Genomic DNA, 14915 nt, shown 5'->3' with positions numbered 1-14915 from the left:
GGCGGTCAGCCTGGGGTCAGACAAGAACACTCCTCGCGGGGGCGGGCGCCCGGCGGTACAGCCTGGAGGGAGGCCGGGTTCGCCGCACACCCCCGCGAGAAGCAGCTTCAGACAACGACTGCCAGACTCCCGCTCACGCGGGAGGTGAGACGCGGCCCGAGGGGATGACGAAGGGACCGGGCACCTCCGGCCACTCGACGACCTGGACCTGCAGACCAAAGGTGCTCGCGATGAGGTCCGCGCGGAGCACCTGCGCGGGAGGGCCCAGCTCCACCAGCCGACCTCCCGCGATGACGGCGATGCGATGCGCGTACCGCGACGCCAGGTTCAAGTCATGGAGCACCGCGAGCACCGCGCCACCGTTGCGCGCGAAGTGCGTCGCCTCTTCCAGCACCAGGTGCTGATGCGACAAATCCAGACTCGACGTGGGCTCGTCGAGCAACAGGTAACGGCCCCCATGCGCGGGCGCATCCCAGAGTTGCGCCAACACGCGCGCCAGCTGCACGCGCTGCCGCTCGCCGCCCGACAGCGACGTATACGGACGCGAGGACAGGTGACGGATGTCCATCACGTCCAGCGCCGCCTGCGCCACGTCCAGATCCGCGCCACTGTCACCGCGCATCGGATGCGGACTGCGTCCCAGCAGCGCCACCTCCAGCACGGTGAAGCCGAACCCCAGGGATGACTCCTGCGGGAGCACGCCCAGCCGCAGCGCGCGCTCGCGAGACGGCCACTTCAAGAGCGGGCGCCCATCCAGCAGCACCTCGCCCACGGAGCAGGGCAGCTCGCCCGAGAACGCGGACAGCAGCGTGGACTTGCCCGCGCCGTTGGGCCCCACCACGGCGAGCACCTCGCCGGGCACCAGCTCCAGGGACAGCGGCCCCAGCGTGCGCCCTCGGCCCCGCCACACCTCGACTCCTCGTGCCTCCAGGCTCATAGGGTCCCCTTGCTGCGCGCCAGCAGAGCGATGAAGACGGGCACCCCCAGCGCCGACGTCAGCGCGCCCACGGGCAGCTCCACCGGAGCCGCAAGGGTGCGTGTCAGCGTGTCCGCCACGACGAGCAGCGCCGCGCCCAGCAGCGCCGAGGCCCCCATCAACCGACGGTGGTCCGGCCCCATCCCGAGCCGCAGCAGCGCGGGGACCATCAGGCCCACGAAGCCGATGACGCCCGACGCCGACACCGCCGCCCCGACGCCGAGCGCTCCCGCCAGGATGAGCCTGCGCTTGAGCCGCTCCACGTCCACGCCCAGGTGCCACGCCTCGCGCTCCCCCAGCAGCAGCAGGTTGAGCGAGCGCGCCTCTCGCAACAGCAGCGCCAGCGCCACCAAGAGCGGCGCCGCGGCCGCGCCCACCACGCTCCACGAGGACCCGCTCAGGCTGCCCCACGTCCAGAAGGTGATGGTGCGCAGCTGCGCGTCGGTCGCGATGTGCGTGAGCAGGCCGATGCCTGCCCCCGCGCCCGCCGTCACCGCCACGCCCGCGAGCAGCACCCGCGTCGTCTCCGAGCGTCCTCCCCCCGTGCCCAGCCGCTGCGCGAGCAACGTCGCGCCCAGCGCGCCCATGAAGGCCATGCCCGGCACCGCCAGCAGCCGGAACGCGCCCAGCCTCGAATCGATGGACAGGTCCAGGATGATGGCCAGCACCGCGCCCAGCGCCGCGCCGCCCGAGGTGCCCAACAACCCCGGCTCCACGAGCGGGTTGCGGAACAGGGCCTGGAGCGCGGCGCCGCACGTGGCCAGCACCGCGCCCACCATCACCCCGAGCACCACGCGCGGCAGGCGGATGGACAGCAACACCGCCTCCTGCACGGCCTCCAGCCGATGCCCCGTCTCCACCCCGAGCGCTCCCAGCACGCTGCCCGCCAGCCCCAACAGCGGCACCCGCACCGAGCCCACCGAGAGCGACGTCAGCGCGGCCACCCCGAGCGCCGCGCCCAACACCCACCACGGACGTGGACGGAGACGGGCCGGATTCACCGACTCGCGCGCGGGATAGCTCGCGGGGGCCGGTGCCACGTCCGAGGCGCTCATTTCGCGTCCCGCGCCGGCAACCCCATGCCGTCCTGGATGCGCTGCACGGCTTTGCCCAGATGCGGCCCCAGGCTCATGAAGTGCACGTCCTCGACGGTGGTCGCCTTCCAGCCCTTCGCCTGGGACAGCCCCGGCACGTTGCGCAGCCCTGCCTCCCCGCCAATGGCCGTCAATGTGCCATCCGGAACCAGGATGATGTCGGGCGCGGCGAGGATGACACCCTCCGCCGTGAGCGGCCGGTGCCCCGAGTACTCCGTCACCGCGTTGACGCCCCCCGCCAGACGGATGAGCTCGTCGGTGGGCGTCTCCTTGCCCGCGACCATCAGCGCGTTGGCGCCCCGCGCGTACAGCGCGAGGATGCGCACGGGCTTGTTCTGCTTGCCCTTCGCGGCCCGCGCCGCCGCGTCCTGGAGCTGCTTCTCCAGGTCCGCCACCAGCGCCTCGCCCTGGGACTCGCGCCCCAGCTTCCTGGCGAGCACGCGGACGCGGTTGCGCGCCTCGTCCAGCGTCGGCTTGTTGGACAGGATGACGACGTCCATGCCCGCCGAGCGCAGCTGCTCGAGCACGCCCGGAGGCCCCGCCTCCTCGGACGCGAGCAGCGCCGTGGCGCCGAGCGCGACCAGGGGCTCCGACGCGAGCGCGCGCTGGTAGCCCACCTTGGGACGGCCACGCGCCACCGGCAGCGCGAGGCTGGTGTCGTCCACGCCCACCACGGCCTCGCCCATCCCCAGCGCGAACACCGTCTCGGTGACGGCGGGCCCCACCGTCACCAGCTTCACCGGCGCGCTCTTCGCGGCGGCGGCGGGCGCGGCGGCCAGCGCCCCCTGCGACAGGAGCAGCGCGGCGAGCCCCAGGCTCCAGCGCTTCATGACACCACCCCGGGCGCGGGCAGCACGGCGACGAGCTCTTCCACCAGGGCCCGCCAGTCGGTGGACTCGGGCACGCCCGGCTTCCGCTTGCCGAAGATGAGCGCGATGTTCTCGCCGTCCTTGTCGAACAGCTCCAGCGACGTGACGACGCCGTCCCGCGTGGGCTTGCGGACGATCCAGGCCGAGTGGATGTGGTCGGTGCGCAGGTGCAGGTTGAAGCTGGGGTCCAGCACGTTCATCCACGGGCCCATGGCCTTCACCGTGTGCACCGGGCCGGTGTGGATCTGGATGGCGCCGGGGTTGCCCACGAACACCATGATGGCCAGCCCCGAGGCCGCCACCTTCTCCAGCACCCACGTCAGCGACGCGGGCGCCACGGGCGTGACGAACTCCTTGCCCACCAGCCGCAGCGCCTGGGTGCGCGCGACCTTGAAGCGGCGCAGCAGCGGGAAGAAGTCATGCGTGTCCTGCAGCCCGCGCCAGCCCTCCACCAGGCCCGCCACGTCGATGTCCGCGTCCGGACGCGGCGCCTCGGGAGCGGTGGCCGCCTCCACGGGGACGACCTTCGTCTGCTCCGCGTGGGTGAAGTCCTCGACGATGCGCTCGAACGCGGAGACGCCCTGCTCGTCCTCCAGATAGATTTTGTGCAGGGCCATGCCGGTGGCGTCGAAGAAGTGCAGGCTGCGGCGGATGCCCTCGGGCCGCGTCTCGCGCACCGCGTAGCCGAAGCGCCAGCGCGTCAGGAACAGGCGCAGGTCGATGTTCTCGTCGAGCACCAGCGCGACGGCGCCGTTCACCTCGATGTTGCGATACAGGCCGCGCTTCTCGTGCACCGCGCTCTCGTTGCGCGTGAGCGTCATCACCTTGCCCAGCGTGTCCAGCCGGGGCAGCAGGGCATCGAGGCGCAGGTCCAACCGGACGACGTCGCCGCCCACGCCGGTGGCGAGCAGCTGGGCCTCGCTCACGCCCAACTGCTGGGCCGCGTCGCGGATGCGCGTGCGCGGCTCGGCCTCGCGCAGCGCGTTCCAACGCTGGAGGAGGGCGGTGGGCTCGGAGGAGGAGGCCGTGGAGGCAGGGTTGGAAATCATGGCGGACACCTGGAAAGGGGGGAACAGGACGGCGACATCAACGCGAGGCCTCGGCGGAGATTTCTTCGGACGGCACGTCATCGACGGCCGCGCCACCCGTGGGCGCCGTCAGCTTCGACCAGCGCAGCTTCAGCATCGCGGGCGTGCCGGCGTCGTCGTAGTAGGACTCCATCTTCACCTTGACGTACGCGCCGGAGTCGGTGCGCACCACGTACACCTGCGCGCGCGGCGTCAGCTTGTGCGTGGACACGTCATAGGAGTACCAGGCGCCGTTCGCCTCGAAGACGGTGTCGGGGTCCGAGCCCTCGTCGTCCCCGTCGTCCTGGTCCACCGCGTAGCCGCTCGCGGGCGCCTGGGTCAGCCCCGCGAAGTCCTGACCGGACACCACCGCCACCTCCACGCCGCCCGTGCCGTTGACGCCGCCGCGCGAGCGGATGTGGTAGCGATTGAAGGACAGGTCCCAGAGCGCGTCCGTCTCCGGCGGCACCTGCGCGCCCTCGTCCAGGTCCAGGCCAATCCAGACCGACGAGTCCGTGGCGTTCACCGTGGTGGAGATGGAGCCGTCCGCGTTGCTCACGTGGCTGATGTGCGTGCCGTCCGTCGGGTCCAGGTCCTCGCCCGGCGTGGGCTCCAGGTCGTCACCGCAGGCGGCGAGCAGACCGGACAGGCACAGCGCGGCGGCGACGCGGGACGCGGAGAGGAAGGTGGGACGGGACATACGGGCTCCTGGGAAGTGGGGGTGGAAGCTCACAGCCGGACAGCGACGCCGGCCTGGAAGGAACGCGGAGGAATGGGCAGGTCCGTCGGGTTGCCCGCATCGGCCAGGTTGGAGCCGATGACGAAGAACTGGAGCGCCTCGCGCGGACGCCACGCGATGCGCGCGTCCAGGGAGAGGTACGCGTCCGAGTCGTACGGGTTGGCGACGCCGTCCCCATCCGTGTCCGGATAGAAGGGGCGCTTACCGACGAGCGCGCCGCGCACCCACGTCTCCAGGCCCCACTCGCGGTGGCGCCAGGTGACCTGCGCCGTCAGCCGGTGACGCGCCTGGCCCTCCAGCGCGCGCTCCTGCGACTGGTCGCGGCCGTCGGTGAGCGAGTACGCCAGCTCCCCCGACAGTCGCCACGGGAACTGCTGACGGAGGCCCAGCTCGCCGCCGCGCACCCGCGCGCGCGCCACGTTGACGTAGGAGAACTGCTGCTGCTCGCCGCCCTGCTCCACCGACGTCCCAATCATGTCGCGCAGCGAGTGCTGGAACGCGCTCACCCACAAGAGCGAGCGCTCCGTGGGGCGCACCTCGGTGGCGACGCTGAAGCTGCGCGAGCGCTCCGGCTTCAGGTCCGGGTTGCCGCGCACGACGTAGCCCACCAAGGGGTTCTCGAAGTCGATGAGCAGCTCCTGGAAGCCCGGCGCCCGGTAGCCCCAGCCGTAGCTGGCGCGCACGGTGAGCCACGACAGCGGGTCCACCTTCGCCGCGAGCCGGGGCGTCACCGCCGAGCCGAACTGCGTGTCCACGTCCACGCGCGCGCCGGGGACCACCACCAGCCTGGGCTCCGTCAGGAGCGTCCAGCTGTCCTGTGCGTACAGAGAGCCTCGGCCCCGCTCGCCCGTGCCCGTCTCCAGCCGGTCCGCCGTCAGCCACTCGCCCAGCGCCTCCGCGCCGACGACGAGCGCGTGCCGCTCACCCAGGCGCGCGTCCAGCTGCGTGCCCAGGCGGGCCTGCTGGTCGCGCGTCTGTTCCACCGTGTCCAGCGCGGAGGAGCGGCGCTGGTCGCGCAGGTACGTCCGCTGGAAGCGCGAGTACGAGCCCTCCACGCGCAGCGACGCGTCGTCGCTCAGCTTCCACGACGGCGCCACGCGCGAGTTGATGGACGTGTCTCGACTGGCCCGGTCGAACACCGCGCCGGTGGCGCCCAGGTCGATGCCGCGCTGGGTGCGCCGCGAGACGCCCGCGGACGCCTCCAGCGACATCGCCCCCTGGTTCTTCAGGTCGCCGCTCGCCGAGACGTCGAAGCCGTCCAGGCTGCTGCCGCTGGTGCCGACGTCCGTCGTGTCCAAATCGTAGGACGCGCGGCGCTGCAGGCCGCCGCTCAGCCGCAGCCCCCAGCTCTCGCCTCGCGCCTCACCCGTGGCGTCCAGGTCCAGCCGGTCCAGCTGGCCGTATGCCAGCCGCAGCTCTCCGCCGAGCGGCCTGCGCGCGCGCCGCGTGATGAAGTTCACCACGCCGCCCACCGCGTCGCTGCCGTAGAGGACGGACGAGGGACCTTTCACGATTTCGACCTGCTCCACGTCCTCGAGGGACAGGCGCGACAGGTCCACGCTGCCGGCCACGCGGCCCGCGACGCGCTCGCCGTCCACCAACACCAGCACGTACTCGGGTCCCAGGCCCTGCACCTGGAGCGACGCGCCCGCGAACGTCTGGTTCACCACCAGGCCCGGGTGCGCTGCGAGCAACTCCGACGCGTCGCGCGCGCCGCTGGCGACGATCTCCGCGCGGGTGATGACCTCGGTGGCCACCGGTGTCTCGCTCAGCCGCTCCTGCCTGCGCGACGCCGTCACCACCGTGCGCGCCGTGGGCACCTCGTCGAACGACGCGTCCGTCGGCGCGGGCACGGGCGTCGAAGATGCCGAGGTCGTCGAGGCCCCTGGACCCGCGACGACCTCGGCCTGCTTCGACTGCTCCGCCGCATCCTCGGTGACGCCCGACGCGGAAGACTCCGACTGCGCCGGGACCTGCTCCCCGGCGGACTGAACTTCAGAAGGGACAGAGAACTGGGGCGCGGCGTCCCCGGGTGCCTGGGCCGTGACAGCCCCGGGCTCCGACGCCATCGAGCCCCACGCCATCGACGGCGCGGCACAGGCCAACACGAAGAGACACCAACTGCCGCGCATACAACGTCCTCCGGCCCGCGACCGGTCGAGACTCCCCAGCGTCCTGGAGTCCCCACGGGGCACTGGGCTCAACGGCCTCGGGCCTCAAAGTCCAAACCTGTGACACCCCGGGACGAGCGCCCCGGAACTCCCACCGCTCCACCGTGCGCGCCCTTCGCGCTCCCATCACCCGGCGGCCGCTCCAGCGGCACCACCCGCGTCCGATGACACCGCCGGCACTTGAGCTCCACGCCCTCGGGCACCCGCCTTGCCAGCAGACTTCCGCACAGACACCGCAGCTCGCCCGCCTCGCCCTCCCGCTGGCATCCGTCGCGCATCTCCACCCCGGTGTCTGAAACGCGACTGACGATATTGATACTCATTATCAAAGTCAATCTTCTCTCCCAGGTTCTGTCCCGGGGCGGACAAGTGCGGGTTCCAGGAGGACGGTGAGTGGGGATTGGCGCACCCAGGGACAGTCCGGGGCGGACACTCCGTGGGGCCCGGGGCGAGCGGAGGGCGCGCGGCCAGGGCCATGCCGCGCGGGCGGGGGCACCGTGGAGCTGGGCGCGGACGGCCTCTGGATGAGGAGCGGCACCGCGCGGGCGGGGCGCCGTGGAGCTGGGCACAGACGGCCTCTGGGTGAGGAGCGGCACCGCGCGGGTGGAGGCACCGTGGAGCTGGGCACAGACGGCCTCTGGATGAGGAGCGGCACCGCGCGGGTGGAGGCACCGTGGAGCTGGGCACAGACGACCTCTGGATGAGGAGCGGCACCGCGTGGGCGGGGCGCCTTGGAGACGGGCGCTGACGGCCTCTCGATGAGGAGCGGCACCGCGCGGGCGGGGCGCCGTGGAGCTCGGCGCAGACGGCCTCGAGATGAGGGCTCGGCCCAGGCGGCTCAGCGCGGCGGGGGCGCCGTGGAGCTCGGCGCAGACGGCCTCGAGATGAGGGCTCGGCCCAGGCGGCACCGCGCGGGCGGGGCACCGTGGAACTCGGCGCAGACGGCCTCTGGATGAGGGCTCGGCCCAGGCGGCACAGCGCGGGCGCGCGCGCCGTGGAGGCTGGCGCGGATGGCCTCGCCGCCGAGGAGGGAACCCGGCGCTAACCCTCGGCGCTGCGGCGCTTCGCACAACTGGCGGCCTCGCCGTCGAGGCGAGCGCCGGGCGCTTCCCCTCGACCTAGTGAAGCTTGGGGCGCGCGGCGGCCTCGCGCTGGATGCGAGGCTTGGGCGTCACCATGCGGGCGATGCCGTAATAGAGCTGGTCCTCGGTGTAGACCTTGCGCACGCGCCGGTGGGTGCCGGGGACGTAGGCGGGGCCGGGACGCTCCAGCCACTGGAGCACGCGCACCTCGCCGGTGAGGGCCAGGGCGGAGAGCAGCTCCGGAGGGCACTGCTTGAGGTAGCGGCGCACCAGGGGGCGCAGCTTCCGGGAGAAGTCCTTGCCGAGCACCGCGTGCCTGCGCCCCGAGTGCAGCGTGCCGTCGAAGCGGCGCGACATGTGGAAGAGCTCGTGCATCACCGTCTCCAGTCGGGCCCGGGCGGTGGACCCCCGGAAGAACAGCGGCCGGAGGGTGATGCAGTAGAGCATCCGCCGGCCGCGGATGCGGATGACGGGCTTGCGCCGGCCCCGGCGGTCCTTGCTCTTGCCACCCCGGAAGCACAGGGGCTTGACGGTGCCGCGGGAGGCTCGGCGCGCCTCACCCGCCACCACCAGGATGCGGCCCGCCTTCACGTGGGCGAACTCCGGCAGCTTCGTCGCGATGTCCCGGATGAGGGCGCGGACCGTCTTGTTGAAGTTGGGGCGGCGTCGGACCACGAGTGGTGGACAGTCTAGCGGAAAAGCCCTTGGGGAGGCCCTCCAGGGTGCACACAATGTCTAGCGTCATGCGCAAGACTTCGCTCGTCGTCCAGCTCGCGGCACTCGTCTGCTTGGGTCTGGGGTGCGCCTCGGCCCCCTCCCGTCCGTCGGCCTCGGCCTCGCTGACAGGCCAGCAGACCTCCGTGGAATCCCAGGGCCTCACCGAGGCCACCCTGCGCTTCGGCGCCCAGCTCGAGAGCGCCGGCCCCGGCATGGTGGAGCGGGCCGACTACGAGCTCGTCTCCGACGGGAAGGTCCTCAAGAAGGGCTCCGCCAGGCTGGAGACAGCCCTCCAGCCCGGGACCGCGACGGAGGTCTCCTTCGAGGAGAAGGCCGCCTACGTCCAGAGCCCCGAGGACCTCGCGCGCCTGAGCGCCCAGGGCGGCACGGTGCTGCTCGCCCTCCGAGGCGTATTGGTGGTGCGCTCCGGCGACGCCGAGCAGCAGGTCCCCTTCGCCGCGAGCCGCGCGGTGCGCGTGCCCCGCCTCCCCACCGTGGTGGTGGAGGAGCTGGATGGGGCGCGCTACTCGGCCGAGGAGGTGCAGCTCAACCTCCGGCTGGGTATCCGCAACCCCAACCCCTTCCCGCTGAAGCTGGATGGGCTGACGTGGCAGGTGGCGGTGGCGGGCAAGGCGCTGGACAGCGGGACGCTGGCCCAGGCGGACAGCGTGGATGCGTCCGCCACGGGTGTGTACCCGGTGGAGGTGGCGGTGACGAAGGACTCGTGGGGGCCGGAGGTGAAGTCCCTCATCTCACGGGGAATCCTGCCCTATGGGGTGACAGGAGAGCTGACGGGTCCACTGATGCGGGTGCCGTACTCGCTGACGGGCGAGGTGAAGCTGAACGTGTCCCGCTAGGATGGGCGATGCGTGCCCATCTATCTGTTGAGTGAAGAGCACCCGGAGCTGTTCCCTCCTCCGGACCGCGCGGACAAGAGCGGCGTGCTCGCCGTGGGCGGGGACCTGAGCCCCGAGCGGCTGCTGGCGGCGTACTCGCGTGGCATCTTCCCCTGGTTCAGCGAGGGGGACCCCATCCTGTGGCACTCGCCGGACCCGCGCTTCGTACTGGAGCCGGACAAGCTCCACGTGGGCCGCAGCCTGAGGAAGACGCTGGCGCGGGGCGAGTACGAGGTGCGCTACGACACGGCCTTCGCGCGCGTCATCACCGAGTGCGGCCGCGTGACGCGCCCCGGGCAGAACGGCACGTGGATCACCAACGAGATGCTGGAGGCGTACGTCGCGCTGCACGAGCGCGGCTATGCGCACTCGGTGGAGGCGTGGGCGGGAGGCGAGCTGAAGGGCGGGCTGTACGGCGTGTCGCTGGGCGCGGCGTTCTTCGGCGAGAGCATGTTCGCGTTGGCGCCGGACGCGTCGAAGGTGGCCTTCGTCACCGCGGTGGAGCGCTTCAAGGCGTGGGGCTTCCAGTTCGTGGACTGCCAGGTGGAGACCGAGCACCTGTCGCGCTTCGGTGCGGAGTCCTGGCCCCGGAAGCGCTTCCTCACCGCGCTGCGCGAGGCCCTGCGCCAACCGACGCGGCAGGGGAAGTGGACCCAGCCCGCGTCCGAGTGACGAGCGCGAGCGTCAGTCCTCCACGCCCCACAGTTCCACGGTGCCGTCCGCCCTGCCCCACGCCACCAGGCGCCCGTCGGGCGAGAACACCGCGTCGCTCGTGTGCAGGTCCTCGCCGTCGCCATGGCTGAACAGTGCCTCGCCCGTGTCGAAGCGATGCACGCCGAAGCCTCGGCCATCGCGAGAGGCGGCGAGCAGCGCGCCGTCGGGGCTGAAGCTCAGGTTGCACGCGTAGCCCTGGAAGCCCGCGAGCGACTTCACCTGGCGACGCTCGCCCACGTGCACCACGGCGACCTCCTCCGTGATTCCGCCCACGGCGAGCAGCGGCTGCGTCGGATGGAAGGCGAGACTCCACACCGTGGACGCGTCGATGGAGAGCGCCACGGGGCGGGCCTCGGAGGCGACGTCCCAGAGCCACAGGTTCTCGCTGCGTCGGTCATCGGCGTGGAAGGTCACCGCGGCGTAGCGGCCCTCCACAGAGAGCGCGCACGCCGTCACCGACACGCCCAGGTCCATCGGCGTGAGCTCACGAAGCGGCCGCCAGGACTTCAGGTCCCACACCTCGGGCGAGTCACCTTCCAACGGAATCAGCAGCAACCGCGCGCCATCCGAGGACACGGCGAGCCGGGTCACCGCGTGCGTCAGGTGCCGCTCACGCACCTGTGCACCGTCCGTCGCGCAGAAGGCCACCAACCTCGGCCGCCACGGTCCTTGGGGCGACCGGTTCGCGGACACCACCGTCAAGACGTGCTCGGCGTCAGGGAACGCCAGGGAGTGCATTCCGGACGCGGACTCGTGGGTGCCCATCGGCTCCGGCGAGAGCGTCTCCACATCCCACCACCGCAGGGGCTGTCCCCTCCGCGCCAGCGCGCCGAGCCGGGCACCCGTCGGGTCGAAGACGAGCCGCTGGCCACAGGCAAACAAGTCCGGCACAGCGGGACCGAGCCTTGCCACCGGTTTGAGGCTCTCCGCGTTGGACTCGGTGATGACGGGACGGGAAGCTCGCATGGGGATGCTCGGCCGACGGGGCGGGAGCGGGGGCCTGACCGCGCCCCACCCTCCGCATACGAAGCCAGGGCGCGTCCCCGGTCACCGGAGACGACGAACTCCCTCAGCGCCTCACCTTGCACGGGGACAGGGTGCGTTGCTGCACCATCAGGTCCTCCTCCGAGGGGCTGCTGTAGCGCACGGCCTTCGGCGCGGCCTTGGGCTTCGCCACCTCGTGCACGTAGAGCGACATCAAGTCCCGCGTGAGGATGAACTTCAGCCCGCCGCTGTCGTGCAGGCCGCCGAAGAACACCGAGCCGCCATTGCGAAGCTGCACGGGCGTCAGCGCGCCGATGGGCTTGTGCAGCACCAGGGACAGGTCCTCCGTGGCCCAGTCACACGGGTTCTTCTTCCCGGCGCGCTCCATCCACGTCACCAGGAAGTCGCTCACCGTGGTGCCGTCCTCCCAGCTCGCGCCGATGCGCTCCCACAGCCGTCCGCACTCCGGCATGTCGCAGTCGCGCGCGGGCACGTACTCCATCACGTCCGAGGGCAGCCCCTCCGCCTCCTTGCCCGTCTCGCGCTCCGTCGGTCGGCGCAGCTTGCAGCCCGTGGGCTCGTCCTTCTGCCGCAGCGCCACCGGCGTGCCGGACAACCTGCCCGGCGGCAGCAGGTCGCACTCCGCCTGCACCTCCGCCATGAGGAACGTCTTGCGTTCCGCGTCCGTGGCGCCCATGCGCACGGCCCACCAGGCGCTCGGCACCGCGCGACAGGGCACCGCGTCCGTCTTGCCGTAGATCCACAGTGGAATCGTCGGGTCCGGCGCGCCCAGCTTCCGGATGTCCAGCTCGTCCACCCGCTTGACGCCGGCGCGCTCCCGCTCCAGCCCCTTGAAGTAGGGGTCCTTCGACTCGGGGATGATGGCCTGGTGCACCAACCAGCCCGAGCCCTCCAGCCCCGCCTGCGAGCGCTGGGTGAAGGGCACCACGTCCGGGCGCTTCGGACAGCCCCGCTCCACGTCGGAGGGGACGATGAACTTCACCGAGCCATCATCGTCCTGCGCCCCCGCGCTCCACGGCGCGAGCAGCGCCCACCCCAACACCCACGCAGTCGACCGCATCGACAATCGCATCCGCTCTCCTCCAGGCGACTCGAATCCTGGATGCGTTCATACCCCAAGCCCGGCGCCTGGCGGCACCTCGACGCACCGCGCCCGAAGCACGGCCAGCACCTTCGCGATATGAACACCCCGACACCCACTCACCAGGATGAGCCCATGCGCGCCCTGTCGATGCTGGCCGCGATGACACTGGCCTTGATGGCCTGCGGCAAGGACAAGCCCGACCCCGAGCCCCAACCTCCCGTCAGCGATGCCGACGAGGGCGACTGGGAGGACACGGGCCCCTTCGCCACCTGCGGCGTGGACGCCGCCTCCAACGCCTGCGGCAGCCTGGGCAGCTTCGACATCACCGGCTGCACCCCCGGGCAGCTCGCCTCGCTGGACCCCGACGGCGTCTACACGATTCACGTGCGCGCGCGCACGCCCCGCTACGGCAACACCTACGCCTTCTCGTCGCAATCGATGCGGCTGGCGGACTCGGGCGACCAGTACGCGGGCGGCCTGCCCCTCGACACGCGGCAGGTGCATGCCGGTGGCGTCGTCTTCGCCTCCGGCTCATTCACCTCGGGCACCACCTCCCGACGCCGCTCGTTCATCGGCTGCCAGTCCCCCGCTCCGAACCGCCTGCAGGGCTGCTACGTGGACTGCATCAACGGCCGGCTCGAGAGCGAGGGCACCTTCGACGCGTGGAAGGTGACGCCTCGCGACGGCGAGCCGGTGTCCTCCGGCCTGGAGCTGATGTCCGAGACCGCCGTGTCGGCGGGACTCGCCGCCGACGTCTACGTCACCAAGGGCCACGCCTACGTCGTGTCCCTGTACGGCGGCCTCTTCGTCTACGACGTGAGCGACCCGGCCCACCCCCGGCTCACCCGCAACATCCGCCGCACGAACGACAACTACTGGAACGGCGTGTGGGCGAAGGACGACGCGCTCTACATCGCCAGCGACTCGCGCGGCGTCATCGTCTTCGACATCAGCACCCCGGGCGAGCCGCTGGAGGTGCGCGCGATGGGCACCTCACGCACCAACGTGCACACGGTGTTCGTCGAGGGAAACCGCCTGTTCGCCGCGTCCCCCGCGCCCACCGGAGAAGTCCTCGTCTATGACATCTCCCAGCCGCTCGACCCCCAGCTGACGGGCACCTTCCAGGCCACGGGCTTCACCGCGGCGACGTCCTACGGCCCCCACGACATGTTCGCCTTCGAGGGGCGGCTCTACGTCAACTTCTGGCGCGCCGGCTACGTCATCGCGTCGCTGCAGGACGACGCCGCGCCCCGGCAGCTCGGCGCCTACCGCTACGAGCACTCCAACAGCCACGCCAGCGCCGTCGCGCGCTACGGCGAGCGCCTCATCGCCTTCGAGGGCGGCGAGGACTGGGGCGCGCACCTGCGCGTGCTGGACGTGACGGACGCCGCGAACCCCAAGCGCATCGGCGAGTACCGCCTGCGCCAGCACGTCTCCATCCACAACATGGTGCTGTCCGGCACGAAGCTCTACGTCGCCTGGTACCACGAGGGCGTGCGCGTGCTGGACGTGTCCACCCCGGAGAGCCCCCGCGAGGTGGCCCACTACAACACCTTCCGTCCGGACGACCCGATGCGCGGCGAGAGCTTCTACGACGGCGCCATCGGCATGCGCGTGCCCGGGGATGGCTTCGTCTACGCCGTGGACACCTCGCGCGGCCTGCTCATCCTGCGCGAGACGCCCTGAGCCTCACTGCGCCTTCTTGCGCGTGGGCTTCTTCGGCGCGGGCTTGAGGATTTCAATCTCCACCGGGGGCTCCGGCTTCACGTCCGGGCCCGCGTCCGGCGTGGCGGCCGAGGGCTCCGGGGCCTTCACCTCCACCCGGTCCTCCAGCGGCACCCGCCCCGCCGAGCGGCGGAACAGCTCCCACAGCGCCTTGTGCCAGTCCTCGCGGCTCGCCGAGCCCGACACCACCAGCCCCGCGCCGCTGTAGCGCGCCTCCAGGCCCAGCGGCTGCAGCGCGGTGGTGAACGACGTGAGCTGCTCCTGCAGCGCCGGCACGTCGAACGTCAGCTCCAGGTCCCGCGCGACGAAGGCGTCCGTGCGCAGCACCTCCAGCAGCGCCGCGCGGCACGCCGCGTCCTTCACCGTGGCCGTCAACCCGCGCTCCGCGCCCTGCGTGGCCTTCAGGTCCGGACACGCCTTGCGCGCCGCCGCCAGCCGGGGCGTGACGTCCTCCTCCGGCGGGCTGCCCACGGTCAGCCGCCACACGGCGAATCTCCCCTCCGCGTACAGGAGCATCAGCGTGCGCCCGGGCTTTCGCCCACTGAGCAACAGTTCGTTGCTGCCCTGGAGCACCTCCACGTGGGCCACGGAGGGGTCCTCCACCTCCACCCACTCGACGGCCGCCAGCTTCTGGAACTGCTCCTTGTCGACGTCCAGGGGACGGACCAGGTCCACCGGCCACGCCAGGGCCAGCGTGGGGACGAGGAGGGCCAGGAGTGCTCCAAGGGAATACATGCGAGCGGGCATCGGGGCTCCGGCGGGGTGGAACGGACCCT

The 14915-nt window shown here is 71.8% G+C and carries 13 protein-coding genes; 3 read left to right on the top strand and 10 right to left on the bottom strand.

The features are described from left to right. Positions 1 to 133 precede the first annotated feature (133 nt). From K8640_RS06920 to K8640_RS06890, 7 genes are all read right to left on the bottom strand, one after another. Complete coding sequence (locus K8640_RS06920) at positions 134 to 937, bottom strand: heme ABC transporter ATP-binding protein (protein ID WP_223746339.1); 804 nt, start codon at positions 935 to 937, stop codon at positions 134 to 136. Next, a complete protein-coding gene (locus K8640_RS06915; protein WP_223746338.1) occupies positions 934 to 2031 on the bottom strand; it encodes an iron ABC transporter permease in 1098 nt (365 codons plus the stop codon). Before K8640_RS06915 ends, K8640_RS06920 begins: the two co-directional genes overlap by 4 nt. Continuing rightward, a complete protein-coding gene (locus K8640_RS06910) occupies positions 2028 to 2900 on the bottom strand; it encodes a hemin ABC transporter substrate-binding protein (protein WP_223746337.1) in 873 nt (290 codons plus the stop codon). Before K8640_RS06910 ends, K8640_RS06915 begins: the two co-directional genes overlap by 4 nt. After that, the gene (locus K8640_RS06905) at positions 2897 to 3988 is read right to left on the bottom strand and encodes a hemin-degrading factor (protein WP_255652692.1); all 1092 of its coding nucleotides are present in this window, start codon (positions 3986 to 3988) and stop codon (positions 2897 to 2899) included. Before K8640_RS06905 ends, K8640_RS06910 begins: the two co-directional genes overlap by 4 nt. A 37-nt stretch (positions 3989 to 4025) precedes the next feature. Beyond that, a complete protein-coding gene (locus tag K8640_RS06900; RefSeq protein WP_223746336.1) occupies positions 4026 to 4706 on the bottom strand; it encodes an HmuY family protein in 681 nt (226 codons plus the stop codon). Between the two features lie 29 nt (positions 4707 to 4735). After that, a complete protein-coding gene (locus K8640_RS06895) occupies positions 4736 to 6877 on the bottom strand; it encodes a TonB-dependent siderophore receptor (RefSeq protein WP_223746335.1) in 2142 nt (713 codons plus the stop codon). 1157 nt (positions 6878 to 8034) lie between these two features. Beyond that, positions 8035 to 8673, bottom strand: a complete 639-nt coding sequence (locus K8640_RS06890) for a hypothetical protein (RefSeq protein WP_223746334.1) — start codon at positions 8671 to 8673, stop codon at positions 8035 to 8037. 56 nt (positions 8674 to 8729) lie between these two features. On the opposite strand from K8640_RS06890, the gene K8640_RS06885 reads away from it, so the two are divergent. Both K8640_RS06885 and aat read left to right on the top strand, forming a co-directional pair. Beyond that, positions 8730 to 9572, top strand: a complete 843-nt coding sequence (locus K8640_RS06885) for an LEA type 2 family protein (protein WP_223746333.1) — start codon at positions 8730 to 8732, stop codon at positions 9570 to 9572. Positions 9573 to 9584: 12 nt separating this feature from the next. Continuing rightward, complete coding sequence (gene aat, locus K8640_RS06880) at positions 9585 to 10283, top strand: leucyl/phenylalanyl-tRNA--protein transferase (protein ID WP_223746332.1); 699 nt, start codon at positions 9585 to 9587, stop codon at positions 10281 to 10283. Positions 10284 to 10295: 12 nt separating this feature from the next. On the opposite strand, the gene K8640_RS06875 is transcribed toward aat, so the two are convergent. Together K8640_RS06875 and K8640_RS06870 are read right to left on the bottom strand one after the other, a co-directional pair. Then, positions 10296 to 11291 (bottom strand): WD40 repeat domain-containing protein, encoded by a 996-nt coding sequence (locus K8640_RS06875; RefSeq protein WP_223746331.1) that lies wholly within the window; start codon positions 11289 to 11291, stop codon positions 10296 to 10298. A gap of 103 nt (positions 11292 to 11394) precedes the next feature. Beyond that, positions 11395 to 12402 (bottom strand): hypothetical protein, encoded by a 1008-nt coding sequence (locus K8640_RS06870; RefSeq protein ID WP_223746330.1) that lies wholly within the window; start codon positions 12400 to 12402, stop codon positions 11395 to 11397. A 144-nt stretch (positions 12403 to 12546) separates the two neighbouring features. On the opposite strand from K8640_RS06870, the gene K8640_RS06865 reads away from it, so the two are divergent. Then, a complete protein-coding gene (locus K8640_RS06865) occupies positions 12547 to 14100 on the top strand; it encodes an LVIVD repeat-containing protein (protein WP_223746329.1) in 1554 nt (517 codons plus the stop codon). Positions 14101 to 14103: 3 nt separating this feature from the next. Here K8640_RS06865 and K8640_RS06860 read toward each other — a convergent pair whose 3' ends face one another. Continuing rightward, positions 14104 to 14886: a pilus assembly protein N-terminal domain-containing protein gene (locus K8640_RS06860; RefSeq protein ID WP_223746328.1), complete on the bottom strand. Its 783-nt coding sequence runs from the start codon at positions 14884 to 14886 to the stop codon at positions 14104 to 14106. Positions 14887 to 14915: the final 29 nt, after the last annotated feature.

The sequence above is a fragment of the Myxococcus sp. XM-1-1-1 genome, assembly GCF_020037095.1.
Taxonomy (GTDB): Bacteria; Myxococcota; Myxococcia; order Myxococcales; family Myxococcaceae; genus Myxococcus; species Myxococcus fulvus.
This window is presented reverse-complemented; position numbering and strand designations above follow the sequence as displayed.

Excerpts from the sequence above, each read along its gene's own strand:
- K8640_RS06920 (WP_223746339.1), bottom strand. The coding sequence starts at position 937 with ATGAGCCTGGAGGCACGAGGAGTCGAGGTGTGGCGGGGCCGAGGGCGC.
- K8640_RS06915 (WP_223746338.1), bottom strand. The coding sequence starts at position 2,031 with ATGAGCGCCTCGGACGTGGCACCGGCCCCCGCGAGCTATCCCGCGCGC.
- K8640_RS06910 (WP_223746337.1), bottom strand. The coding sequence starts at position 2,900 with ATGAAGCGCTGGAGCCTGGGGCTCGCCGCGCTGCTCCTGTCGCAGGGG.
- K8640_RS06905 (WP_255652692.1), bottom strand. The coding sequence starts at position 3,988 with ATGATTTCCAACCCTGCCTCCACGGCCTCCTCCTCCGAGCCCACCGCC.
- K8640_RS06900 (WP_223746336.1), bottom strand. The coding sequence starts at position 4,706 with ATGTCCCGTCCCACCTTCCTCTCCGCGTCCCGCGTCGCCGCCGCGCTG.
- K8640_RS06895 (WP_223746335.1), bottom strand. The coding sequence starts at position 6,877 with ATGCGCGGCAGTTGGTGTCTCTTCGTGTTGGCCTGTGCCGCGCCGTCG.
- K8640_RS06885 (WP_223746333.1), top strand. The coding sequence starts at position 8,730 with ATGTCTAGCGTCATGCGCAAGACTTCGCTCGTCGTCCAGCTCGCGGCA.
- K8640_RS06875 (WP_223746331.1), bottom strand. The coding sequence starts at position 11,291 with ATGCGAGCTTCCCGTCCCGTCATCACCGAGTCCAACGCGGAGAGCCTC.
- K8640_RS06870 (WP_223746330.1), bottom strand. The coding sequence starts at position 12,402 with ATGCGATTGTCGATGCGGTCGACTGCGTGGGTGTTGGGGTGGGCGCTG.
- K8640_RS06865 (WP_223746329.1), top strand. The coding sequence starts at position 12,547 with ATGCGCGCCCTGTCGATGCTGGCCGCGATGACACTGGCCTTGATGGCC.
- K8640_RS06860 (WP_223746328.1), bottom strand. The coding sequence starts at position 14,886 with ATGCCCGCTCGCATGTATTCCCTTGGAGCACTCCTGGCCCTCCTCGTC.